The 24227-nt window shown below is 68.2% G+C and carries 20 protein-coding genes; 5 read left to right on the top strand and 15 right to left on the bottom strand.

Features of this window, described 5'->3' with window-relative positions; genetic code table 11:
- Positions 1–40: 40 nt before the first annotated feature.
- The 11 genes from ACWW1C_RS11135 to mqo all read right to left on the bottom strand — a co-directional run bounded on the left by ACWW1C_RS11135 (position 41) and on the right by mqo (position 13191).
- The gene (locus tag ACWW1C_RS11135) at positions 41–1786 is read right to left on the bottom strand and encodes a proline--tRNA ligase (RefSeq protein ID WP_455983485.1); all 1746 of its coding nucleotides are present in this window, start codon (positions 1784–1786) and stop codon (positions 41–43) included.
- A gap of 11 nt (positions 1787–1797) precedes the next feature.
- Positions 1798–2454, bottom strand: a complete 657-nt coding sequence (locus tag ACWW1C_RS11130) for a VOC family protein (protein WP_455984234.1) — start codon at positions 2452–2454, stop codon at positions 1798–1800.
- 80 nt (positions 2455–2534) lie between these two features.
- Positions 2535–2951 (bottom strand): hypothetical protein, encoded by a 417-nt coding sequence (locus ACWW1C_RS11125; protein WP_455983484.1) that lies wholly within the window; start codon positions 2949–2951, stop codon positions 2535–2537.
- Positions 2952–3009: 58 nt separating this feature from the next.
- Positions 3010–4425: an alpha/beta hydrolase gene (locus tag ACWW1C_RS11120; protein ID WP_455983483.1), complete on the bottom strand. Its 1416-nt coding sequence runs from the start codon at positions 4423–4425 to the stop codon at positions 3010–3012.
- 33 nt (positions 4426–4458) lie between these two features.
- Positions 4459–5994 carry an MFS transporter gene (locus ACWW1C_RS11115; protein WP_455984233.1) on the bottom strand — a complete coding sequence of 512 codons (1536 nt, stop codon included), beginning with the start codon at positions 5992–5994 and terminating at the stop codon, positions 4459–4461.
- A 55-nt stretch (positions 5995–6049) separates the two neighbouring features.
- Positions 6050–7279 (bottom strand): uroporphyrinogen-III C-methyltransferase, encoded by a 1230-nt coding sequence (gene cobA, locus ACWW1C_RS11110; RefSeq protein WP_455983482.1) that lies wholly within the window; start codon positions 7277–7279, stop codon positions 6050–6052.
- Between the two features lie 22 nt (positions 7280–7301).
- Positions 7302–8696: a cobyrinate a,c-diamide synthase gene (locus ACWW1C_RS11105; RefSeq protein ID WP_455983481.1), complete on the bottom strand. Its 1395-nt coding sequence runs from the start codon at positions 8694–8696 to the stop codon at positions 7302–7304.
- Between the two features lie 25 nt (positions 8697–8721).
- Positions 8722–9336, bottom strand: coding sequence for a cob(I)yrinic acid a,c-diamide adenosyltransferase (gene cobO, locus ACWW1C_RS11100; protein ID WP_455983480.1), 615 nt, complete (start codon positions 9334–9336; stop codon positions 8722–8724).
- A 21-nt stretch (positions 9337–9357) separates the two neighbouring features.
- Positions 9358–11211, bottom strand: coding sequence for a magnesium chelatase subunit D family protein (locus tag ACWW1C_RS11095; RefSeq protein ID WP_455983479.1), 1854 nt, complete (start codon positions 11209–11211; stop codon positions 9358–9360).
- Entirely contained in the window at positions 11211–11678 is a 468-nt protein-coding gene (locus tag ACWW1C_RS11090) for a GNAT family N-acetyltransferase (RefSeq protein ID WP_455983478.1), read from the bottom strand. The genes ACWW1C_RS11095 and ACWW1C_RS11090 overlap by 1 nt, the downstream gene beginning before the upstream one ends.
- Before the next feature lie 16 nt (positions 11679–11694).
- Positions 11695–13191 (bottom strand): malate dehydrogenase (quinone), encoded by a 1497-nt coding sequence (gene mqo / locus ACWW1C_RS11085; RefSeq protein WP_455983477.1) that lies wholly within the window; start codon positions 13189–13191, stop codon positions 11695–11697.
- A gap of 143 nt (positions 13192–13334) precedes the next feature.
- Between mqo and ACWW1C_RS11080 the strand changes: the two genes are divergently transcribed.
- Together ACWW1C_RS11080 and mtr are read left to right on the top strand one after the other, a co-directional pair.
- Positions 13335–14369, top strand: a complete 1035-nt coding sequence (locus ACWW1C_RS11080; RefSeq protein WP_455983476.1) for an alpha/beta hydrolase — start codon at positions 13335–13337, stop codon at positions 14367–14369.
- 4 nt (positions 14370–14373) lie between these two features.
- Positions 14374–15747: a mycothione reductase gene (mtr, locus tag ACWW1C_RS11075; RefSeq protein WP_455983475.1), complete on the top strand. Its 1374-nt coding sequence runs from the start codon at positions 14374–14376 to the stop codon at positions 15745–15747.
- On the opposite strand, the gene nicT is transcribed toward mtr, so the two are convergent.
- The 4 genes from nicT to ACWW1C_RS11055 all read right to left on the bottom strand — a co-directional run bounded on the left by nicT (position 15744) and on the right by ACWW1C_RS11055 (position 21112).
- Positions 15744–16838 (bottom strand): Nickel transporter NicT, encoded by a 1095-nt coding sequence (gene nicT / locus ACWW1C_RS11070; protein WP_455983474.1) that lies wholly within the window; start codon positions 16836–16838, stop codon positions 15744–15746. The two genes, mtr and nicT, sit on opposite strands and share 4 nt — an antisense overlap.
- Before the next feature lie 15 nt (positions 16839–16853).
- The gene (locus ACWW1C_RS11065) at positions 16854–20090 is read right to left on the bottom strand and encodes a DEAD/DEAH box helicase (protein WP_455983473.1); all 3237 of its coding nucleotides are present in this window, start codon (positions 20088–20090) and stop codon (positions 16854–16856) included.
- Between the two features lie 67 nt (positions 20091–20157).
- The gene (locus ACWW1C_RS11060) at positions 20158–20694 is read right to left on the bottom strand and encodes an alpha/beta hydrolase (RefSeq protein ID WP_455983472.1); all 537 of its coding nucleotides are present in this window, start codon (positions 20692–20694) and stop codon (positions 20158–20160) included.
- A gap of 43 nt (positions 20695–20737) precedes the next feature.
- On the bottom strand, positions 20738–21112 hold the full coding sequence (locus ACWW1C_RS11055; RefSeq protein ID WP_455983471.1) for a hypothetical protein: 375 nt from the start codon (positions 21110–21112) through the stop codon (positions 20738–20740).
- A gap of 154 nt (positions 21113–21266) precedes the next feature.
- Between ACWW1C_RS11055 and ACWW1C_RS11050 the strand changes: the two genes are divergently transcribed.
- From ACWW1C_RS11050 to ACWW1C_RS11040, 3 genes are read left to right on the top strand one after another with little or no spacing between them, the layout of a single operon-like run.
- Complete coding sequence (locus ACWW1C_RS11050; RefSeq protein ID WP_455983470.1) at positions 21267–21926, top strand: response regulator transcription factor; 660 nt, start codon at positions 21267–21269, stop codon at positions 21924–21926.
- Between the two features lies 1 nt (position 21927).
- Complete coding sequence (locus ACWW1C_RS11045) at positions 21928–23301, top strand: sensor histidine kinase (protein WP_455983469.1); 1374 nt, start codon at positions 21928–21930, stop codon at positions 23299–23301.
- Positions 23298–24227 carry a TAXI family TRAP transporter solute-binding subunit gene (locus ACWW1C_RS11040; RefSeq protein ID WP_455983468.1) on the top strand — a complete coding sequence of 310 codons (930 nt, stop codon included), beginning with the start codon at positions 23298–23300 and terminating at the stop codon, positions 24225–24227. The genes ACWW1C_RS11045 and ACWW1C_RS11040 overlap by 4 nt, the downstream gene beginning before the upstream one ends.

Genomic DNA, 24227 nt, shown 5'->3' with positions numbered 1-24227 from the left:
CGCAGCCACCCGGTGGCCGCAACCCGCGGCGTAGCGCGGGCTATCCCGCCAGCGCTGCCGTGATCGCCGCCGCGGCGCCGTCGACCGGTACCTCGGTCTTCTCGCCGGTGAACCGGTTGCGCAGCTCGACGGTGCCGTCGGCCCAGCCGCGACCGACCACGACGATCCACGGCATGCCCAGCAATTCGGCGTCTTTGAATTTCACACCCGGCGACGAGGTGCGGTCATCGAGCAGCACGTCCAGGCCGAGCCGGTCGAGCTCACCGGCCAGCTCGGTCGCGCCGGCGCGCGCTTCCGCGTCCTTGTTGGCGATGACGACGTGCACATCGAACGGCGCGACCGAACTCGGCCAGCGCAGGCCGAACTCGTCGTGGTGCTGCTCGGCGATCACCGCGACCATGCGCGACACCCCGATGCCGTAGGAGCCCATGGTCAGCCGCACCGGCTTGCCGTTCTCGCCGAGCACGTCGGCACTGAAGGCGTCGGTGTACTTGCGGCCCAGCTGGAAGACGTGCCCGATCTCGATGCCGCGCGCCGACACCAGCGGGCCGGCGCCGTCGGGCGACAGGTCACCGTCGCGGACGTCAGCGGCCTCGATGGTGCCGTCGGCGACGAAGTCACGGCCGGCCACCATCCCGACGATGTGCTTGTTGGGTTCGTCGGCGCCGGTGATCCACGACGAACCGTCCACGATCCTCGGGTCGACCAGGAATCGAATGCCGTTGGCCAGCAATGCTTTCGGACCCACATACCCCTTCACGAGGAACGGGTTGGCGGCGAAGTCGGCGTCGTCGAGCAGTGCGTACTCCGCCGGCTCGAGGGCCGCGCCCAGGCGCTTCTCATCGATCTCGCGGTCGCCCGGCACCCCGATACCCAGCAGCTCCCACTCGCCGCCCGGTTGGCGCACCTTCAGCAGCACGTTCTTCAACGTGTCGGCCGCGGTGATCTCCCGGCCCAGACCGGCCGTGTTCGCCCAGTCCACCAGGGTCGCGATGGTCGGCGCGTCCGGGGTGTCGTAGACGACGGCCTCGGGCTGGCCTTCGATCGGCAAGGAGTCGGGCACCGCGGTGACGACGGCTTCGACGTTCGCCGCGTAACCGGACTGCAGACAGCGGACGAAGGTGTCCTCGCCGACCTCGCTCTCGGCCAGGAACTCCTCGGAGGCACTGCCGCCCATGGCGCCCGACACCGCGGACACGATGACGTACTTGACCGCCAGCTGGTCGAAGATGCGCTGGTAGGCCTCGCGGTGTGCGTGGTAGGCGTCCTTGAGACCACTGTCGTCGATGTCGAACGAGTACGAGTCCTTCATGATGAACTCGCGGCCGCGCAGGATGCCGGCGCGGGGACGCGCCTCGTCGCGGTACTTGGTCTGGATTTGGTACAGCCGCAGCGGGAAGTCCTTGTACGACGAGTACTCCCCCTTGACCGTCAGGGTGAACATCTCCTCGTGGGTCGGCCCGAGTAGGTAATCGTTCTTGCGGCGGTCCTGGAGCCGGAACAGGTTGTCGCCGTACTCGGTCCAACGGTCGGTGGTCTCATAGGGGGCGCGCGGCAGCAGCGCGGGGAACAGAATCTCCTGGGCGCCGATGGCGTTCATCTCGCTGCGGACGACGCCCTCGATCTTGCGCAGCACCTTCAGGCCCAGCGGCAGCCAGCTGTACAGACCGGGCGCGATCGGGCGAACGTAGCCGGCCCGGATCAGCAGCTTGTGGCTCGGCACTTCGGCATCGGCGGGGTCGTCGCGCAGGGTGCGCAGGAACAGCTCGGACATGCGGGTGATCACGGGGGGCCAGCTTAATCGCGCCCCTGCCAGGTGCAGACACACACCTCGTTGCCTTCGACGTCCGCGAGCACCCAGAACGCGGGTGCCGACCGATCGCTGAGCAGCACGCCGCCCGCGGCCAGCGCCGCCTCGATGCGTGCGGGCGCCGCGTCGTGCGGCACGTCGACGTCGAGGTGAATGCGATTGCGTTGCGGCCGTGGGGCATCCATCTGCTGGAACCAGACGGCCGGGCCGCGGCCGGTCGGATCGACCAGTCCCCCGCTCAGGTCCGACGGCCCGGCCTCGTCGACGTAGCCGGTGACGGCCTTCCAGAACGGGCGCACCGCGGGGATGTCGAGGGCGTCGATCGCGATCTCGAGGGCCTGCACCGATACCCGGCCGGGTCTGGTCGCTTCGCCGCGCGCGGCCAGCAATTCCGAGATGCGCCGAGCGAGCGCGATGTCGTGCTCGGTGACGCCGCCGGCCGAGCGCAGCCGCAGCACGAGGCGGTCGGCGCGCACGTCGATGGTCAACGGGCCCTGCGATTCCGGGCCGGTCTCCTCGACCACCGCGGCAGCCAGTGCCACCGCACTTCCCAGCCCGGAGGTCGGCACCTCGGCGTACACCGCACCGAGTACCAGGCGCCACCCCAACGGATTGACCGCATCGGAAATCTCCTGGCGCAGCATCATGATTCGGCCCACGCGACCACGTCGCACCCCCTACGAGTCATGCCTCATGCATAGCACTGCGGCGCCGACGGCCACCCTCAGAGCAGCGCCTTGCTCACCACCTGCTCATACGCGCCCTTCTCGGCCACTGTGACCGTCGGACCGAACTGCAGCACGATGTTCATGGCCTCGAAAGTGCTCGGGGTCGCCCCCGCGTAGCCTTCGGCGGCACCGGTGGTCGAGAACACCAGCACGGTCACGGTGTCCGTCTCGACAGCCTCGATGCATCTGATGTCAGGGCATTTCTGCTCGGCCACGTCCCGCGGGTTCGCCACGGCAAGGCCGGCGGCGCCCATGTCTTTCACAAGTTGCCGAGCAGTGACGGTGTTGAGTATCGGGGCGCCGGTCACCGCACCGGCCTGGGGCCCCGGTGCAGGTGGACGTTGGCATCCCGTGATCGCCGTGGCGGCGAGCACAACCGCCACACTCATGGTCCGGACACGGGATGCAGTCATGCACCATGAATAGCAGCGCAACCTGGAGTGCGGACCACCGGGCGAAGCTGACGGCCGCCTAGAGCTTCGGTGCGGCGTGCGGACTGGCCGCCGCGCTCCCCGGATTCCGGGGGCTGCCCGTCCCAGATGGGTTCGACGCGGTCTCGGCCCCTGGCGTCGCCAGCTTGCCTGCGATCCACGGCAGTGAATCGGCGAACGACTCGTTGGCGAAACCCCAGTCATGCAGGCCCAGCAGGGCCCGAACCTCGGCGTCGATGCCGTGCTGCCGCGCTGTCTCGCACAAGGTGCCCGCGGCGATGTCCTGCCCCTCCGGGTTGGCCCGCGCATCGCGCGGCACGCCCGGGCCGGGCGCGTTGCAGGCCGCGGCAGTGCCCGGAATCTCGAACAGACCGGAGAGACCGTGGTAGCGACCGTACTGCCGCATCACCGTGCCCGGATCGAACTCGGCCCACTTGCTCTCGTCCCCACCGTAGAGCTTGGCGATGGTCTGCTCCTTGCTCCCGATGTTCGGACTCAGGTCACCGGCGATGTCGACGAACGCACTGAACAGGTTGGGGTGGCGCGTGGCGAGCTGCACCGCGCAGGTGCCGCCCATGGACCAGCCGACGATGCCCCAGTTCTGCGGCTTGGGACTGACGCCGAAGTTGGAGACGACGTACGGCACCACGTCTTTGGTCAGGTGGGTCGACGCGTTGCCATGGCTGCCGTTGACGCATTCGGTGTCGTTGTTGAACGAGCCGGTGGCGTCGGCGAACACGAACACCGGGGCGTTGCCGTCGTGCGCGGCGGCGTACTTGTCGATGGTGGCCTTGGCGTTGCCGGCCCAGATCCAGTCCGCCGGGGTGTTCAGCTGGGAGCCGATCATCATGATCGTGGGCAGCTGCGGCGGCGGATTACTGGCGAACCAGGCCGGTGGCAGATAGACGAGTTCGGCGCGGTGCGCGAAGCCCGATTCCTTCGAACCCGTCGAAACCGGCACGACCACGCCACGCGGCGGCCGAACTCCTTTGAGCTGCATGGCCGTGACGGACCAGCGGTCGACCTCGTCCGGCACCTTGCCGACCGTGAACTTGTGCCACGCCACGTACGCGGTCGGGAAGTAACCGACCCACTGATTCATCATCAGCAGCGCGCAGAGCGCGCACAGGGGCACGGCCAGCACGGCCATTCCCCGGCGCCGCCAAGGAGATCCACGCCAGCCGAGGACCAGGACCGAAACCGAGAACCCGCCCAGTGCCGTCCAGAGCCACAGCCGCACCGGGGCGGGGTCGCCGGCGATACCGAGCGAGGTGATGTACCAGTACAGGCCGGCGGCGCACGCGACGCCGACCGCCAGCGCCCACGGCAACCGGCTGAAGCCCCACTGCCGCGACCGTCGTCCGATCGCGAAGCACAGCGTCACGAAAGCCAGCAGCTGGACCAGAAATGGCAGCCACCCATGCGTCAACGACGCATGGGTGACGAACGAAGGCACGCGGATCCTCCAGGAAACAGTGTCGAGCTGGAGCTACAGTTCTCCGGCGTCCAGTGCTTCCTTGGTGTCCTGCGCCGCCGCGACTTCGTCGGCGGTGTAGGTGATGAACAGCGCCACCACACCGACGATGACGGCCACCGCGGCGACCCACAGCAGGCCGTAGGTGTACCCGTGGTCGAGGGCCGTGTGCTGCGCGGCGTTCATCTTGGCGACCGGGCCGGTGGTCCCGCCGAGGTACAGCGTGCGCGAGGTGATGACGGCCTGGATGACGGCCAGCACCACGGGGCCACCGAGGTTCTGCAGCATCAGCGCGATGGCCGAGAGCGGACCGATGTCGCTCAGCGCGACGCCGGCGATGGCCGAGACGGTCAGCGGCACCACGATCATGCCGATACCGAAACCACCGACGGTGATGGGGATGACCAGGTTCGGGAAGTACGGGATGCCACCGTTGAGCGTCGAGCCGTAGATCATCGCGGCGAGCACCAGGATGCCACCCGCGATCACCAGCACCCGCGGCGCGAACATCGCCACCAGCTGCGACGACAGGCCCAGCCCGATACCGAGCGCGATGACGAACGGGATGAAGCCGATGCCGGCCTTCAGCGCGCTGTAACCCATGATGTCCTGCACGTACAGGCCGATCAGGACGGTCAGCGTGAACATCACGCCGCCTGCCAGGAAGACCGCGGCGAAGGTGGCCACGCGGTTGCGGTCGCGGAACAGGTTGAACGGAACGACGGGGTGCTCGGCGCTGCGCTCGACAAACAGGAACGCCAGGAACAGCACGGCCGCCGCGGCACCGGAGCCCAGCGTCAGCGGGGACGCCCAGCCCTTCTCCGGGCCCATCGAGAAGCCGAACACCGCGGCGGTGCAGGCCAGGGTCGCCAGAATCGCGCCGGCGGCGTCGAGCTTCATGCGCTCGCGGGAGGTCTCCGTCAGGGTGGTGCGGGCCAGGTAGATCATGACGAGGCCGATCGGCACGTTCACCAGGAACGCGTAGCGCCACGAGAAGACGGTCAGCGCGCCACCGACCACGAGGCCCATCACCGAGCCGACACCGGTCATGGCCGCGAAGATCGCGGTCGCGGCGTTACGGGCCGGTCCCTTCGGGAAGGTGGTGGCGACGAGCGCCAGGCCGGTCGGCGAGGCGATGGCCGAACCGACACCCTGCAGCAGTCGGGCGATGACCAGGGTCGTCTCGTCCCAGGCGACACCGCACAGGATGGAAGCGATGGTGAAGAGTGCGACACCGACGATGAAGGTGCGCTTGCGGCCGATGGTGTCGCCGAGGCGGCCACCGAGCAGCATCAGACCACCGAAGGTCAGCACATAAGCAGTGATCACCCAGCTGCGGCCGGCGTCGGAAAGACCGAGCTCGTCCTGAATCTTAGGAAGGGCAACGATCGCCACCGTGCTGTCCATCGTGGCCAGCAGCTGCATGCCACCGATGGCGATGACCGCGGAGAGGAAGCGGGGGGACGGCAGCCAAGCTGGATACCAGCTCTTTCGCTCGTCCGAGGTTTGGCCGACGTGCATCGTGAGCGGTTCGCGGCGGCTGTTCGCCATGGCGGTGCGCTCAGCGTCGTTGAGAGCCGTCATGGAAAGCTACCTTACAGTAATCTTAAGATTTCTTTAACCCCGCGAACGCCGCGACGTCCCCGATCACGATGATCGCGGGCGGTCGGATGCCCTCCGAACGGATGTCCTCCGGCGCGTCGGCAAGCGTGGTCTGCAGCGTCTGCTGCGCCGCCGTCGTCCCATGCTGGACCACCAGAACCGGCGTTTCCGCAGGTCGGCCGCCTTGCAGCAGAACCTTGGCGAAAAGCTCGATCCGCTCGACGGCCATCAGCAGCACAATCGTGCCGCGCATCGCGGCCAGTGCGTCCCAATTCACTAACGATTCCGGGTGTCCCGGCGCGACATGGCCGCTGACCACGACGAACTCGTGCGTCACGGCGCGGTGGGTGACGGGAACGCCGGCCAGGGCCGGAACCGCTATGGCGCTGGTCACACCGGGTACGACGGTCACCGGAATACCCGCCTCGGCGCATGCCAGCACCTCTTCATAACCACGCGCGAAGACGAACGGGTCGCCGCCCTTGAGCCGGACCACGAACTTGCCTTCCTTGGCCCGGTCGACCAGGACGGCGTTGATGGCGTCCTGCGCCATCGCCCGGCCGTACGGAATCTTGGCGGCGTCGATCACCTCGACGTGCGGGCCGAGTTCGGCGAGCAGGTCCTGCGGCGCCAGCCGGTCGGCCACCACCACGTCGGCATGTGCCAGCAGTCGGCGGCCGCGGACGGTGATCAGCTCGGGGTCCCCCGGCCCACCGCCGACCAGCGCCACCCCGCTGTAGCTGTCGGGTTCGGCGACGCCGCCGATCGCGCCGCGCTGCAGAGCCTCATGGATGGCGGTGCGCAGTGCCGCGGAGCGACGGTGCTCGCCGCCGGCCAGCACGCCGACGGTCAGGCCGTCGTATTCGAAGGATGCGGGCGTCACCGCCGAACCTTCCAGGCCGGCGTCGGCGCGGACGCAGAAGATGCGGCGACGGTCGGCCTCGTCGGCCACCGCCGCGTTGACGGCCTCGTCGTCGGTCGCGGCGAGCACGTACCAGGCGCCGTCGAGATCGTCGTTCTGGAATTCCCGCGACGTCAGGGTGATGCCGGTGCCGTCGGGGTTGTCGACCAGCGCCTCGACGACCGGGGTGGCGGCGGGCGCGACGACGTGGACGTCGGCGCCACTGGCGATCAGCAGCGGCAGCCGGCGCTGCGCGACGCTGCCGGCGCCCACGACCACGACCTTCTTGCCGAATAGATGCAGCCCCACGAGGTAGGCGTGCTCGGATCTCATTTTGCTCCTCGCGTGCGCAGTGTCACCGGGCGAGTTTAGTTGCCGCCGATACGAAGCGGCGCACCGAGTGCGGGTGCGCGGCTGGATGGGTGTGCAGGTAGCCGGCGTGCACACCCCCGCGGACGGCCCCATCGTGCACAGTCGCCTGCCCGGCGCCCCGGAACACCCAGGCCGGCGGGTGTTGCTCGGTGAATTCGACTGTGGTGCGGTGAAATTCGTGCCCGGTGGCGCGCTCCCCCGCGGCGTGCATGCTGGAGTCGACTGTCGCGACGGCGTTCCGGTACCCCAGGGTCAACCGCTCCGTGAAGCGTGCCGAGCCGGGCAGCACCCCGCACATGGGGTGCCCGTCGAGGTCGTCGACCAGGTAGGTGAGCCCGGCGCACTCGGCGTGGACCGGCGCGCCCGCCGCCGCGAGCGCGGCAATCTGTTCCCGGACAACGTTATTGGCCGACAATTCGGCGGTGAACTGTTCAGGGAAACCGCCGGGAATGACGAGCGCCCGGGTGCCGTCCGGCAGCGGGTCGGTGAGCGGGTCGAAAGCCGCGACCCGGGCCCCGGCCATCGCGAGCAGTTCGGCGTGCTCGGCGTAACCGAAACTGAAGGCCTTGCCGGCGGCGAGCGCGACCGTCACCGGCGGCCCCGGCTCCAGTTCAGGAGCCCACTGTGGTGCGCGTGCCCCGATCCCGGCACACCGGGCGACGGCTTCGATGTCGACGTGGCGCGCGACGAGCTCGGTCATGACGTCGACGGCCTCGTGGGCCCGGCGGCCATGCTCGACGGCGGTGACCAGGCCGAGGTGGCGGGACGGAACCTCGAGTCCACTGTCCCGCGGGATCGCCCCGAACACCGGGATGCCCACCTGCTCGCACGCCTGCCTCAGGACCTGCTCGTGCCGCGGCGATCCCACCTTGTTGAGAATCACCCCGGCGATCCGCGCCGGTGCTCTTCCCGTCGCTGCGCTCGCTCCGGCCTGATCAAAGGTCGAAAAACCATGCAGCAGAGCGGCAATGCTCTGGCTCTGCCCGCGGGCATCGACGACCAGCACCACCGGTGCACCGAGCAGCCCGGCGACGTGTGCGGTCGACCCGGGCGCCGGGGACACGGGCTGATCGGTGATACGTCCGTCGAACAGGCCCATGACGCCCTCGATGACGGTGATGTCGGCGCCCGCGCTGCCGTGCCGGTAGAGCGGGCCGATCAGGTCGTCGCCGACGAGGACCGGGTCCAGGTTTCGGCCGGGCCGGCCGGTGGCCAGTGCGTGGTAGCCGGGGTCGATGAAGTCAGGTCCGACCTTCGCGGCACTCACCTGGTGCCCCGCGCGACGCAGGGCACCCATCAGGCCGGTGGCCACGGTGGTCTTGCCGCTGCCCGACGACGGCGCCGCGATGACGACGGCCGGGACCGGTTTGGTGGTCACTTCTTCCCCACGAGCGGTGAAATCTTCACCACTCGATGCCGCGCTGGCCCTTGCGGCCGGCATCCATCGGGTGCTTGACCTTGGTCATCTCGGTCACCAGGTCGGCGGCGTCGAGGAGTTTCGGCGGGGCGTCGCGGCCCGTGATCACCAAGTGTTGAGTGCCGGGGCGTTGTGTCAGCGTCGCCACCACGTCGTCCACATCGATCCAGCCCCACTTGAGCGGGTAGGTGAACTCGTCGAGAACGTAGAAGTCGTGCTGCTCCGCGGCAAGCCGACGTGAGATCTCGGCCCAGCCTTCGACGGCGGCGGCGGCGTGGTCGTCATCGGAGCCCTGCCTCCGGGTCCACGACCAACCCGAGCCCATTTTGTGCCACTGCACCGGTCCCCCGATGCCCTGCTCGTCGTGCAGCCGGCCGAGCGCCTGGAACGCCGCTTCCTCCCCGACCTTCCACTTGGCACTCTTGACGAACTGGAACACCGCGACGTCGAAGCCCTGGTTCCAGGCGCGCAACGCCATGCCGAAGGCGGCGGTGGACTTGCCCTTGCCCGGACCGGTATGTACGGCCAGGATCGGCGCGTTCCGGCGCGCTCTGGTGGTCAGCCCGTCGTTCGGGACGGTCAGCGGTTGTCCTTGTGGCATAACGTTCTTCCTGCCGTGTTCTTACGCCGCGGCTTGCCCGGCCCGGACCACACGGGCCAGGTTGTCGGCGCGCAACTGCGCCAGTTGCACAGTGGGCGCACCGAGTTGACCGGCCAGCTGTTGCGCCAATCCCAGTCGAATATAAGAGGTTTCACAATCGACGACCACGGCGGCAGCGCCTTCGGCGACGAGGAGTCCGGCGGCGGTCCGGGTGCGGCCCAGCGGATCCGGGCCGCCCGTCGCGCGGCCGTCGGTCAGCACGACCACCAGCGGACGGCGGCCGCGGTCCCGGGTCTTCTCCCGCAGCACCACGTCACGCGCGGCCAGGAGCCCTTGGGCCAGCGGGGTTTTCCCGCCGGTGTCGAAGCGCGCCAGGCGCCGCCCGGCGATGTGCACCGACGAGGTCGGCGGCAACTGCAGCGTGGCCTCGGCGCCACGGAAGGTGACCACGGCGACCTTGTCGCGGCGCTGGTACGCGTCCCGCAGCAGCGACAGCGTCGCGCCACTGACCGCGGACATGCGGTCCCGTGCGGCCATGGAGCCCGAGGCGTCGACCACGAAGATCACCAGATTGCCTTCGCGCCCTTCGCGGATCGCGTGCCGGACATCGGTCGGTGCCACCTGCAGGCGACCCGCCTGCGGACGGCGGTCGGCCGCGGCGAGCAGCGTGCCGAAGACGTGCACCCCGTGCCCAGTCTGGGCATCGTCGGTCGCCGAGATCGGGGTGCCGGTGCGGTTGCGGGCCCGCGACCGCCGGCCCGGAGCGCCCTCCCCGACGCCGGGCACCACCAGCGCCCGCGTTCGGAACGTCGCCGACGGCGGCGCGCTGGGCCGCGTCGCGCTACTGGGACCGGCCGAGTTTCCTTGCGGCGCACCCTCTTCCGCGCTGTCCGCGGAGACCCCGCCGCCAGGTGGATCGGGGTCGGGCTCGGGTTCGGGTTCGAGCTCGGACCGGGATTCCACGTCAGCTTGCGCCATCGCGTCGTCGAGCTGCTGCGGATCCAGGCCGGGGTCGTCGAACGGATCACGACGGCGCCGGTGCGGTAATGCCAATTCCGCGGCGATCCGGATGTCTTCCGCATCCACCGAAGACGCACCACGCCACGCGGCGTGCGCCACGGCCGTGCGGGCCACCACCAGGTCGGCGCGCATCCCGTCGACGTCGAACGCGGCGCACAGCGCCGCGATGCGGCGCAACTCGTTGTCGGGCAACGACACCGATGCCACGGCCCCGCGAGCCTTGGCGATCCGGCCGGCCAGGTCCGCGTCGGCGGCGGCGTACTGCTCGCCGAAACCGGCGGGGTCCGCCTCGTACGACATCCGGCGCCGGATCACCTCGACGCGGACGTCGACGTCGCGGGAGGCGTAGACGTCGACCGTCAGTCCGAACCGGTCGAGCAGCTGCGGACGTAGCTCGCCTTCTTCCGGATTCATGGTGCCCACCAACATGAATCGGGCCTCGTGCGAATGCGAGACGCCGTCGCGCTCGATGTGCACCCGGCCCATGGCGGCGGCATCCAGCAGTACGTCGACGAGGTGGTCGTGCAGCAGATTCACCTCGTCGACGTAGAGGACGCCGCCATGCGCGCGGGCCAGCAGACCCGGTGAGAAGGCGTGTTCGCCGTCCCGCAGCACCTTCTGCAGATCGATCGAGCCGACGACCCGGTCCTCGGTCGCGCCGATGGGCAGCTCCACCAGGCGGGCATCGGCGTCGACGGCCGCCAATACCTCGGCAAGACCACGCACCGCAGTCGATTTCGCGGTGCCCTTCTCGCCGCGGATCAGCACGCCGCCGATGTCGGGGCGCACCGCGCAGAGGATGAGCGCCAGCCGGAGCCGGTCCTGGCCCACCAATGCGCTGAACGGATAAATCACTACTGCTGCCCCGCTCCCAGACCCGGCCTGATCATCGGCACATGAGGGATGCCGTCCTCCAGGAATTCCTCACCGTCGCGGACGAATCCGTGGCGCGCGTACATCTCTTCGAGATACGTCTGGGCGTCGATCCGACACGGGTAGCTACTCACCTCGGCCAGCGCCGCCTGCATCAGCCGGGTGGTGTGCCCCTGACCGCGGTCGCTGCGTTTGGTGCATACCCGGCCGATCCGGAACACCTTCTCGCCCCCGGGATGCTCTTCCATCAGCCGCAGCGTCGAAATGACTTGTCCGTCAGGGCTTTCCAGCCAGAAATGCCGAGTCTCGGCCAGCAGGTCACGGCCGTCGAGTTCGGGGTACGGGCACGCCTGCTCCACCACGAAGACCTCGACCCGCAGCTTCAGCAGCTCGTAAAGCGTTGCGGCATCAAGATCTTTGGCCCAACTGCGCCTCGGAGCGACGGTCATGCGCGATCCGCCCGGATCAGGCCGGCTGGTCGAGTTTGAGCACCTTGGTCCCCCAGTCCCACACCTCACGGTAGAGCTTGGGTTCACCGGACAGGTCGACGCCCAACGAGGGCACCATCTCCTTGAGCTTGGGCACCCAGCTCTGGTAGCGGTCGCCGAAGCAGCGCTCCAGCACCTCGATCATGGCCGGCACCGCGGTGGAGGCGCCCGGCGACGCCCCGAGCAGACCGGCGATCCGGCCGTCCTCGGCAGTCAGGACCGTGGTGCCGAATTCCAGCACGCCACCGATGCCCTTGCGGCGGATCACCTGGACGCGCTGACCCGCGACATCCAGCTCCCAGTCGGAATCGACTGCGCTGGGAGCGAATTCGCGCAGCGAATCGACGCGCTCGCCCTCACTGAGGGCCAGCTGCTCGAGCAGGTACTTCACCAGACCCAGTTCCGTGACGCCGACGCCGAGCATCGACGCCAGGTTGTTGGGCTTGACCGACAACGGCAGATCGGTGACCGAGCCCTGCTTGAGGAACTTCGGCGACCAGCCGGCGAATGGCCCGAACAGCAGCCAGGACTGGCCGTTGATGATGCGGGTGTCCAAGTGCGGCACCGACATCGGCGGGGCACCGACCGACGCCTGGCCGTACACCTTGGCCTGGTGTGCGAGTGTCAGATCCTGGTTGTCGGTGCGCAGGAAGGCACCGCCAACCGGGAACCCACCGAAGCCCTTGGCCTCCGGGATGCCGGCCTTCTGCAGCAGATGCAGCGCGCCGCCACCGGCGCCCAGGAACACGAACTTGGCGTTGATCTTCTGCCGGTCGCCGCTGCGCCGGTTGACGACGTTGAGTTTCCAACTGCCGTCGGACTGCTTGCTGAGGTTGGTCACCTCGTGCCCGAACATCGTGGTCATGCCCCGCTGCGCGGCGAACCCGATGAGCTGCTTGGACAGCGAACCGAAGTCGACGTCGGTTCCGTCGGTGGTCCAGTTCAGGGCCACCGGCTCGGCGAAGTCGCGCTGTGCGGCCATGAACGGCAGACGGCGGGCGAACTCGTCCTTGTCGTCGATGTACTCCATGGTCGAGAACAACGGATTGCTGACCAACGCCTCGCGACGCCGGCGCAGGTAGTCGAGGTGCTCGGCTCCGTGCACGAAGCTGACGTGCGGGATGGGGTTCAGGAAGCTCTTGACGTCCGGCAGCACCCCGTTCTCCACGGCGTAGGCCCAGAACTGCCGGGTCACCTGGAACTGCTCGTTGACGTGGACGGCCTTCTTGATGTCGATGGTGCCGTCGGAGTTCTGCGGCGTGTAGTTGAGCTCGCACAGCGCCGAGTGACCGGTGCCCGCGTTGTTCCAGGGATCGCTGCTCTCGGCGGCGGCGCCGTCGAGGCGCTCGATCATGGTGATGGACCACTCCGGCTCCAGCAGCCGGATCAGCGCACCGAGGGTGGCGCTCATGATTCCCGCGCCCACGAGGACGACGTCGGTCTGTGCGCTCTCAGCTACGTTTGCATTCGACACGTGATCGCTCGTCCTTCGTACTCGGGTTACCCGCCGGTATTGACGGGATGCTCGGTGCTCAAGGTTATCGCGACGCGGTTTTGCGCTTGCGCACTATGTCACTGCAATCACCCGTGACGTCTGTCGCAGTTAGGGTTGAACCCGTGACTTCGCGGGAGGCGCAGGGACCATCCGAGTGGCAGCCGGATGTGCTGCCCGGGTACTGGCAGCAGACCATCGCACTGGGCGCCGACCCCGACGGCGAGGGCGACCTGGTGGCCACCGTCGTGCGGCGCGGACAACCCGGACCGGCCGCACATGCCGTACTGGTCGTCCACGGCTATACCGACTACTTCTTCCAGACCGAACTCGCCGACCATTTCGCTGCGCGCGGCATCGCGTTCTACGCGATAGACCTGCACAAATGCGGGCGCTCGCGGCGGCCCGGCCAGACCCCGCATTTCACCACCGACCTGGCGTCCTATTACGGCGAACTCCGCCGGGCCCTGCAGCTCATCGCCGCCGACACGGCGGCTGCCCGGATATGCCTGTACGGCCACTCCGCCGGCGGATTGATCGCGACACTGTTCGCCGACCGGTTGCGCCGCGACGGCGCCCTGGCGAGCCACCGCGTCACCGGCCTGATCCTCAACAGCCCGTTCTTCGATCTGCACGGCCCGGCGGTGCTGCGCTCGGCTGCGGTGTCAGGCGCCCTGAAAACGATGGCCCGGTTCCGCAAACTCACGGTCGTCCGCCGGCCGACCGAGGGTGGCTACGGCACCAGCCTGCACCGCGATCACGGCGGAGAGTTCGACTACAACCTGGACTGGAAACCGCTGGGCGGCTTCCCGGTCACCATCGGCTGGATCAACGCCATCCGGCACGGACAGCGGCAACTGCAGCGCGGGCTGGACGTCGGGGTGCCGAACCTGATCCTGCGATCGGACCACACGGTGGCCGAGACCACCACCGCGGTCGGGATGGAGCGCGGCGACGCGGTGCTCGACGTCGGCCAGATCGCCCGGTGGGCGGGGTGTGTCGGCAACCGCAGCACGATCGTCCCGGTCACCGACGCCAAACATGACGTGTTCCTGTCGCTGCCGGCGCCGCGCGCCGTCGCCTTCGACGAGCTGAACCACTGGCTGGATTGGTATCTCCCCCAATCGGTTTCCCCCACAACGCGACACGAACAGGCCTGACCTCATGAAGCACTACGATCTGACCATCATCGGAACCGGCTCGGGCAACAGCGTGCTCGACGAGCGGTACGACGGCCTCGAGGTCGCGATCTGCGAGCAGGGCACGTTCGGCGGCACCTGCCTGAACGTCGGCTGCATCCCGACCAAGATGTTCGTCTACGCCGCCGACGTCGCCCAGACCATCCGGCACAGCGCGACGTTCGGCGTCGACTCCCACATCGACGGTGTGCGCTGGCCGGACATCGTCGAACGCGTCTTCGGCCGCATCGACCCGATCGCGGCCGGTGGCGAGGAGTACCGCCGCAGCCTGCCGAACGTCACGGTGTACGGCCACACCCGTTTCGGGCCGAGGCGGCCGGACGGTACTTACACGTTGCGGACGGCTGACGGCGACGAGTTCACCTCCGACCGGGTGGTCATCGCCGCGGGCTCGCGCAGCTATATTCCGCCGACCATCGCCGAATCCGGCGTGCGCTTCTACACGAGCGACGACATCATGCGAATCCCGTCGCTGCCCGAACATCTGGTGATCATCGGCGGCGGCTTCATCTCCGTCGAGTTCGCGCATGTGTTCTCGTCGCTCGGATCAAAGGTGACCATCGTGCTGCGCGGCGATCGATTGCTCCGGCGCTGCGACGAGGAAATCTGCCGACGGTTCAGCGCGGTGGTCGGCAAGAAATGGGATCTGCGCACCCAGGAGAACGTCGTCGGCGCACAGCGCGACGGTGACGGCGTCGTGCTCGAGTTCGACGACGGCGAAACGCTGACCGCCGACGCGCTGTTGGTCGCCACGGGCCGGGTGCCCAACGGCGACCGGCTCGATGTGCAGCTGGCCGGGGTGGAACTCGACGACGACGGCTACGTCATCGTCGATGAGTTCCAACGCACCACGGCGCGTGGGATTTTCGCGCTTGGCGACGTGTCGTCACATCACCAGCTCAAGCACGTGGCCAACCACGAGGCGCGGACGGTGAAGGAGAACCTGCTGCGCGACTGGGACGGCGAGCTGGTGGCCAGCGATCACCGGTTCATTCCCGCCGCGGTGTTCACCGACCCCCAGGTCGCGATGGTCGGCATGAACGAAGCCGAGGCGCGGGCAGCCGGTTTCGACGTCGTGATCAAGGTGCAGGACTACGGCGACACCGCCTACGGCTGGGCCATGGAAGACACCACGGGCGTCGTCAAACTCATCGGCGAGCGCGGCACCGGCCGGATCCTGGGCGCGCACCTGATGGGTTATCAGGCGTCGTCCCTGATCCAGCCCCTGATCCAGGCGATGTCGTTCGGGCAGACGGCGCAGGACGTGGCCCGCGGTCAGTACTGGATTCACCCGGCGCTGTCCGAGGTGATCGAAAACGCGCTGCTGGGCTTGAGCTAGCCGTCGGCGGGGCTGAGCCGGGCCGTCCACTTCTCTTCGATGCGGCCCCACCGCCAAACCAGCAGCGCCACCACCCAGGTGACGACGAACAGTCCGACGATGCCGAATCCGAGGACGTTCAGGTCGATTCCGCCGATCCAGGCCCAGATGCCACCGGACCAGCCCAACTCCTCGGCCAGCAACCCGAGCAGTTCGATGGTGCCGATCACCAGGGCCACCAGGACCGACAGCCCGGTGATGGTGAGGTTGTAATAGACCTTGCGCACCGGCCGGGCCAGCGCCCAGCCGTACGCGACATTCATGAAGGCACCGTCGATGGTGTCCAGCAGGCTCATCCCGGCCGCGAAGAGCACCGGCAGACAAAGGATTGCGTACCACGGCAATCCGGCCGAAGCGCCGGTCCCGGCCAGCACCAGCAGCGCCACCTCGGTCGCGGTGTCGAAACCCAGGCCGAACAGCGCGCCGAGCGGATACATCTGCCACGGCTTGCTGATGGTGCGGGTGAACCGGCGCAGGATGCGGTTCATGAACCCGCGATTGTTGAGCTGATGTTCGAGCGCGGCCTCGTCGTACTCACCGCGGCGCATCCGCCGGAACACCTGCAGGATGCCGACCAGCACAACGACATTGATGGCGGCGATCAGATACAGGAAGAACCCCGAGACACCGGCGCCGATGAGTCCCGTGTACCGGTGCAGCATCGACGAATCGTCCTGCAGCGGACCGACGATCGACGTGATGCCCAGTGACAGCAGCAGGGCCAGGCCGAACACGATGGTCGAATGCCCAAGGGAGAAGAAGAATCCCACGCTGAGCGGCCGGTCACCGCCGCGCCCGCTTGAGTTGTCGGCCATGAGCTTGCGGGTGGTGTTGTCGATGGCGGCGATGTGGTCGGCGTCGAACGCGTGCCGCAATCCCAGGGTGTACGCGGTGAGGCCGATCCCGATGCCGAGCGCCGTCCCGCCGACGGTGTGGTGCTCGGGTACGACGACGAGGATCAGGGTCCCCCAGCCGACGACGTGCAGTGCGACAATGACGCCGAACATCGCCGCCAGCCGCCCCCAATCCTGACCGGACAACGAAAAACGCATGCGGTCCAGTCTCCCTCAGCTCAGCAGTTCGCGTATGTCGGAGGCGGTTATTGCGGTGCCGAACATGTCGCCGTCGTCGATCACCGCGGCGAACAGCGCGCGCTTTCGCTCCTGCAGCGCGATCACCTTCTCCTCGATGGTGTTCTCGGACACCAGCCGATAGACGTTCACCGGGCGCTGCTGGCCGATGCGATGCGCCCGGTCGACGGCCTGCGCTTCGGCGGCCGGGCTCCACCACGGGTCGCACAGGAAGCAGTAGTCGGCGGCGGTGAGATTCAGCCCGAAGCCGCCGGCTTTCAGACTGATCAGGAACACCTTGGTCCGGCCGGCACCGAAGTCGTCGATGGCGTCCGCCCGGCGCCGTGCTTCCACCGACCCGTCCAGGTAGCTGTACTCGATCCCGGCGGCGTCCAGACGGTCCCGCAGGATCGCCAGGAATCCGGTGAACTGACTGAACACGAGCGCGCTGTGGTCCTCGGCGACCAGCTGATCCAATTGTTCGATGAGGAAGTCCACCTTGGTGGACCCGGCCTCCATCTCCTCGGCATCGACCAGCCCGGGGTGCAGGCTGAGCTGCCGCAACAGCGTGAGGGACCGGAAGATCTGGAAGCGGTTCTTCTCCCACTCGCCCAACAGGCCGAGCACTTTCTGCCGTTCCCGCGCCAGGCGGGTGTCGTAGATCTTCCGGTGCTTGACCGACAGTTCGATGGCCAGCACCTGCTCCTGCTTGGGCGGCAGTTCCTTGACCACCTGATCTTTGGTGCGACGCAACAACACCGGCTTGATCCGCCGCCGCAGCAGGGCCAGGCGGCCGGGCTCGCCATCGGACTCGATGGGCCTGCGGAAGTAGCGCTCGAAGATCTTGGGGCTGGGGAACAACCCCGGCACCGTGATCGACAGCAGCGACCACAGCTCCATCAAGTTGTTCTCCATCGGAGTACCGGTGATGGCCAGCTTGAACGGCGCGTCGAGGCGGCGGGCGCACTGGTGGGTCTTGCTGTGGTGATTCTTGACGAATTGCGCCTCGTCGAGAATCATTCCGGCCCAGGCGATTTCCCGGTACCTGTCGTTGTCGATGCGGAGCAGCGTGTAGGTGGTGACGACGATGTCGGCCGCGGCGACCTGCTCGGCGATGGGGACCGCGCCGCGCGCCTCCGTACTGGACACGACGACGGTGGTGAGCCCTGGCGCGAACTTCGCGCACTCCGCGGCCCAGTTGGACGCCACACTGGTGGGCGCCACGACAAGGAACTTGCCCGCACCCTGCTCGACAGCACGGCTGATCAGGGCCAGGGTCTGGACGGTCTTGCCCAGGCCCATGTCGTCGCCCAGCACACCGCCGATCCCGTTGTCCCACAGGAACGCCAGCCAATTGAGTCCGTCGCGCTGATAGTCGCGCAGCTCGGCCCGCAACCCGACCGGAACGGGCACCGCGACGGGCGGCTGCGCGGCCGCGAGCCGCGCCATGTTGTCCCGCCACTGCGCCAGTTCACGGTCGACGACGCCGAGTCCGAGCAGCTCGTCCCACAACGTCGCGTTCAGCGACGACGCATTCACCCGGTCGTCGTCGAGCTCCCCCAGCGCCTGGGCTTCTTCGATCAGCGCCCGCAGCTTCAGCAGCTCGGGGGTGTCGAGCCGGAAGTACACCCCGTTCGACAGCAGCATGTGTGTTGCGCCCAAAGCCAATTCGGCGATGACCGCGGACAGCGCCACCGGATGGCCGTCGACATCGATGGTGATGTGCAGGTCGAACCAGTCCTGCTCGGGCAGGTCGTCGGAGGAGGCGGTACCGAACCCGAGTTGCGCACCGGCGACCGACCGCCGGAAAGCCGCGGCCCGTTCGTCGATTTCGATGATCAGCTGTTCGTACCCGGCGAGTTGCGGCAGCACTTCGTCGCACAACACCGCGATCTGGATCAGGGACAGCCGGCGCGACAACAGCAGTGAGGCCAGCGGGTCATCCGCCGCGGACAGCCCCGAAACCGCCTCCAGCGCGGGCGCGACCGCCCGCCACATCACATCCTCGGCGGCAGTGTCCCGGATACCGCTGGTACGGGTGACGCCCACCGCGTCGAACTCCTGACGCTGACCATTCACCTCGTACCGGGTACGCCACTTCACTTGCCCGTCAACGTCATTGGCCGTGATCTGCAGCACCGGCAGCGGCCCGACGACGTCGGGTTCGGCGAACAACCCCTCCACCATGTCGACTGCGACCGTTCGGCGCAGCCGCGGCAGCACGTCCACCGCGAACTCGGAGAGCGCCTCGGGTGGAATCTGCACCTTCTCGTCATTGGCGATCAACTTGAGCAGCGTGGGACCGGGTACCGGCGCGAAGGCCCCGAGATGCAGGATGCCGTCCACCAGTTGATGGATGCCATGTGGTGTGGGTGAGCCCACCAGCCCGACGCCTTCGGGTGCCCGCGGTTCACCGTCGACGACGAGCACCGTCGACATCTGCGCGCCGCCGGTGTCGGAGGCGGTGAAATCCAGCCGCAACTGGACCTCCTTGGCGAGCTCCACGGCCCGGATTCCGGCTCCGGGAATGAGGGTGACGCCGACTTCGACGGCCAGGGCCAGGTCGGTCCAAAAGCTCTGCGCCACAGCCGAAAGCACCAACTGATCGCTGCTGTACGGGTAGTAGCCGGGCACCGCGAGCACGAGCGCCCGCAGCGCCCCGTACTGGCCTCGGTCGAACTCACCCGGGTCGGCGGTGTCGAACAGGCGCCGCCAGTTGATGCCGCTCTTGATCCAATTTCCGCGTTTGCCGACAGTCAGCGTCCGCAGCGTCGCGATCGGTGTCGTGTGATAGCGGCCCGCCGGCAGCATCCCGAACTCCAGGGCCAGTGGCTTGCCGCCGGGGTCGGTATCGAGGCCGGTCATCTCGTCCAGCAGCGAACCCAGCACCACTTGCCAGCGTTGCGGGGCCGCCCTGTCGGGTGCGCGCGGAATCGCCGCCAGCAGCAGGGCGACGGCATGTTTGCAGTAGTGCCCCACCGGGCAGGTGCAGACCGAGTACTCGATCTCCAGGCCGCCGCGAGGACCCGACAACGCGACTTCGACGTCGTAGTACTGGGAGTTCGAACCCAGGCACGAGCCGATCAGCGTCCCGTCGACCGGGTCGTACCTCGCCGCGACGACCCGCCCTTGGTTCGCATAGGTCTCGCCGCGGGCCAGCGTCTTCGCGTTGAACGCACGAAGCAACTCGTGTGGCGCGAGCGCTAGCCCGGCCGTCGAGTCCGTGCCGTCCATGTCGTCACGATAACGGCCTGGACCGACAGGCACCTCTCTCGTCGCTTCGCTCCCGAGACCGGCCGGCCTACCAGGTGCTGCTGCGCAGCACGATCTCGTTGGCCACCTGGGCGGTGAACTCCTCGGCGCTGCGCCGTCCCACCAACTCGGACAGCCGGAATTCGCCGTAGATGAAGCGCTGCCCGGCTTGCGCCCGCGCACGGGCGTCGGCGGTGGTTACGACGACGGTGGTGTTGATCTCCACCGGTGGGCACGCGTCGTCCGACTCCGCGCCGGCTCGCGGATGGCTGCCGTCGATGGCCACCAGGGCGGTGAACCGGTCCAGTCGAGTGGCGGCCAGCCGCCAGGCCAGCTCACCCCCACCGCCGTCGGCGAACAGCAGTGCCCACTTCACCCCGAGCGTATCCAGAATGCCGACAACCGAATTCACGGTCAGCCGGTCGTCGGCCTCGATCACCACTGTGCGTAGCGATGCGGTGTGGAGCAGCTCGCACAAGGCGCTCGTCGCCTGTTTCGTCGTGAGCATGACGACAGTCGTGGCGTCGTCGGGGCCAGACACGTCGACGGTGGCGCCGAAACCGTCGACGGTCGGGATGATTGGCATGACGCCACCGTAGCGAACGACGCGGGACCGCAGGTACCGATATTCAGCAACCGCCCCCACCGCAGCCACCACCGCCGCCACCACCGCAACCTCCGCCGCCGCAGCCCCCACCACCGCCGCAGCCAACCGAGCCGCCACCGTCCGGGCATCCGGAGACGCCGCCTGCGTCCCAGCCACCACCGGAGCTGGTGTAGCCGTACCCGTAACCACCGGCCGCGCCCGCACGACGGCCTGCGCCAGCACGACGGCCTGTGCCCGCGCGACGGCGAGGCTGTCGCCTGCCCAGCAGAATGGCCGTCCCGACGGTGATCCCGACGATCGCGAAGCACACCAGTATCGGGATCCACGACGATTCCGTGCCGGCGGCGCCTGCCACGACGGAGACCGTCGCCCCGGGGAAGTGAGTGTTCGGGTACATCGTGACCTCCTCAATCCTGTTGATGAGCACATGTTTTAGGGGTGCGCGGTCCGCCGGAATACCTGGCCGCCCAAACAGGGCCTTTCCTTGCGCGATCCTCAGATTCAGAGGGAAATCAGCTGGCCTGGGTAACCGGCCACCTACCATCAGGGCCATGCGCGTGCTGCTCGTCGAGGACGATCAGGGTGTCGCGGCTGCACTGGCCGAGCTCCTGGAACAGAACGGCCTCACCGTCATCCACACCACCCGTGGAGACGACGCGCTGAACCGCGTCAAGGGCTGTGACCTGGTGCTCCTGGATTTGGGCCTGCCCGACATGGACGGGCTGGACGTGCTGCGCACGCTACGCCGGGCATCGAGCGCGCCGGTGATCATCATGACCGCGCGCGACAGCGACGGTGCGGTGGTTCTGGGGCTCCGCGCGGGGGCCGACGACTACCTGGTCAAGCCGGTGCGAAAGGCGGTGTTGCTGGCGCGGATCGAGGCCGTCATGCGGCGGGTGCAACGCGGCGCCGGTCCGGTCACACACCCGCCTGTCGTCGCCGGCCCGGTCACCATCGACCGAGACCGCCACGAGGTCACCATGGCGGGCCAGAGGCAGCCCCTGACCAAGACCGAGTATCAGATTCTGGCCACCCTGGCTGCCCGTCAGGGTGAGGCCGTCAGCCGTGAAGAGGTCATGCTCGAATGCTGGGGCACCGCCGTCGTCGGGCGGTCCCGATCCCTGGATTTCTTCGTCGGCCAGATTCGGGCCAAGTTGACCGGAGTACCGCTGCACACCGTGCGCGGTTTCGGGTACCGGTTGGACCACTGACGTGGGTCTGCGGGTTCGCGCACTACTGATGACGCTCCTGCTCATCGCGACAATGGCGTTGGCGATCCCGCTGGCGCTGAGCCTGGCCGATCACCGCACCAACGTCCTGCACACCGAGCGTGACCGGCAACTGGCGACGCTTGCCGACATCGCCGCCACCGCCGGCGCACCCGACGCGGAACTGGTCGAGCGCTACCACCGGGTGTACGGCGAGGGCGCACTGATCGTCGATGCGGATGGCCGGACGCTCGCGGCAGGCGGCCTCTCCGTCACCGATCCGGGCGTGACGACCGCCGCGGAGCGCGCGTTGTCCGACGCGCCCGCCGCGCCCCGGGTCCGGATCATGCCCTGGGACCGACGACCGATGTTGGCCGCCAAGGGAATTCGGCGGGGCGGCGAGCTGGTCGGCGCGGTGGTCCTTGGCGTCGACCCGTCCCGGGCGGCGCACGACATCAGCGTGGACTGGTTATGGATCGCAGCGGCATGCATCGTGTTGCTCGGGGTGGCGGCAGTCGCCGCCCAGAGCGTGACGCGGTGGGTGCTCCGTCCGCTGGTCGGGCTCGAGCGCGCGGTCGAGGACATGGCCGGCGGCATCGCCGGCCAGCCGGCTCACGTTTCGGGACCGCCTGAACTGCGACGTTTCACGTCCGCGTTCAACGCGATGGCGCAGGCGGTGCACGCCTCCCTCGATCACCAACGCCGGCTCATCGCCGATGCCTCCCACCAGTTGCGCAACCCACTCGCCGCCGTCCGGCTGCGCGCCGACACCCTCGAAGACCACGTCGCCGAATCGGGGCGCCCGACTTACGATTCGATGTCTGCCGAGCTGGACCGGCTGGAGAACCTACTGGCGCAATTGCTTCGGCTGGCACGCGCCGAGGAGGCCAGCCACAGTCACCGCTCCGGTCTGGCTGCGGCAGTTCAGGATTCGACGGATCTGGACAGTGTCGCCGAACAGCGCCTGACCTTCTGGCAGACCACGGCCGACCGCAATGATCAACGACTGCGGTTCGCGACGGCACACCCGCATCTGGCGGTGCAGATGCCACGCCACGATGTCGAGCAGCTCCTGGACATCGCGCTCGACAACGCACTGCGCTACTCCGGGACAGGTACCACCGTCACGGTGTCGACCGTTCCCACCGACGCCGGCATCGATCTCACCGTCAGTGACGATGGCCCCGGCCTGCCGGCCGACACCATCGGTCGGGCCGCCACCCGGTTCTGGCGCGGACACAGCGACAGCCAGGGCACCGGCCTCGGCCTGGCCATCGCCACCGAAATCGCTGCCGCGCACGGAGGATTGGCCTCGGTCGTCCAGTCCCCGGACGGCGGTCTCGCGGTCCGCTATCACCTGCCGGCGAGTGCACCATGACGCTGACCCGACGTGCATTCCTCGCATCCACGACCGCGGCAGTCGTCGCAGGCTGTCTGCCGAACAATACGCACGGCACCGTCCGACTGGCCGCGGGTGATCGCGGCGGTTTGTATCTGGCGGTCTGCGAGATCTTCGCCCAACGCCTGCGGGTCCGGTATCCCGGCATCACGGTGACCGTGCTGCCCACCGCCGGCAGCGTCGACAATCTCAATCTGTTGCAGTCCGGCCAGGCTGACATGGCACTCGCGCAGGCAGACGTGGTCGAACAACAACTGCGGTCCGCACCGGTGGCCGACTCGCCGCTGGCAGTCGCCCGAGTTTACGAGAACTATGTGCAGCTTGTCGTGCCCGACCACTCGGCCATCCGTCAGGTGAATGATCTTGCCGGACTGAGGGTTTCCACTGGACCACCTGGTTCCGGCGTCGCAGCCGTCACCACGGCGCTCTTTCGTGCAGCGAAACTGACCGACCGGATCCAGCGGGTCCACCTGTGGCTGAACGAGGCGGTGGCCGCGCTCGGCAACCGCACCATCGACGCCCTTGTCTGGTCCGGCGGTATCCCGACACCGGCCATCGCCGAGCTCGACAAGACGCTGCCACTGCGCATCCTGGACCTGACGCCATGGGTCGCACCGATGGCCGAACTGACGTCCTACCCGTACCTCCTCCTGCGCGCACCGGTCGGCGCCTACGTGCCGACCAGCGTGTACACCATCGGCTCGCCGGATCTGCTGCTGTGCCGGCCGGGCCTGCCGAACCCGCTGGCCGCCGCCGCGGTCGACGTATTGGCAACGGACGCAACACAGCTCATGCCGCCTGAAGTCCGCGGCCTGCAATACCTGCAACCGCCATCCATGATCCAGACGGGCCGAATCCTGTTGCACCCCGGCGCCATCGAGGAGTACCGCAACCTCCACGGCTGA

It is taken from the genome of Mycobacterium sp. HM-7 (assembly GCF_053852335.1).
Note: the sequence above shows the minus strand (reverse complement) of the source record. Positions and strands in the feature narration are given on the sequence as shown.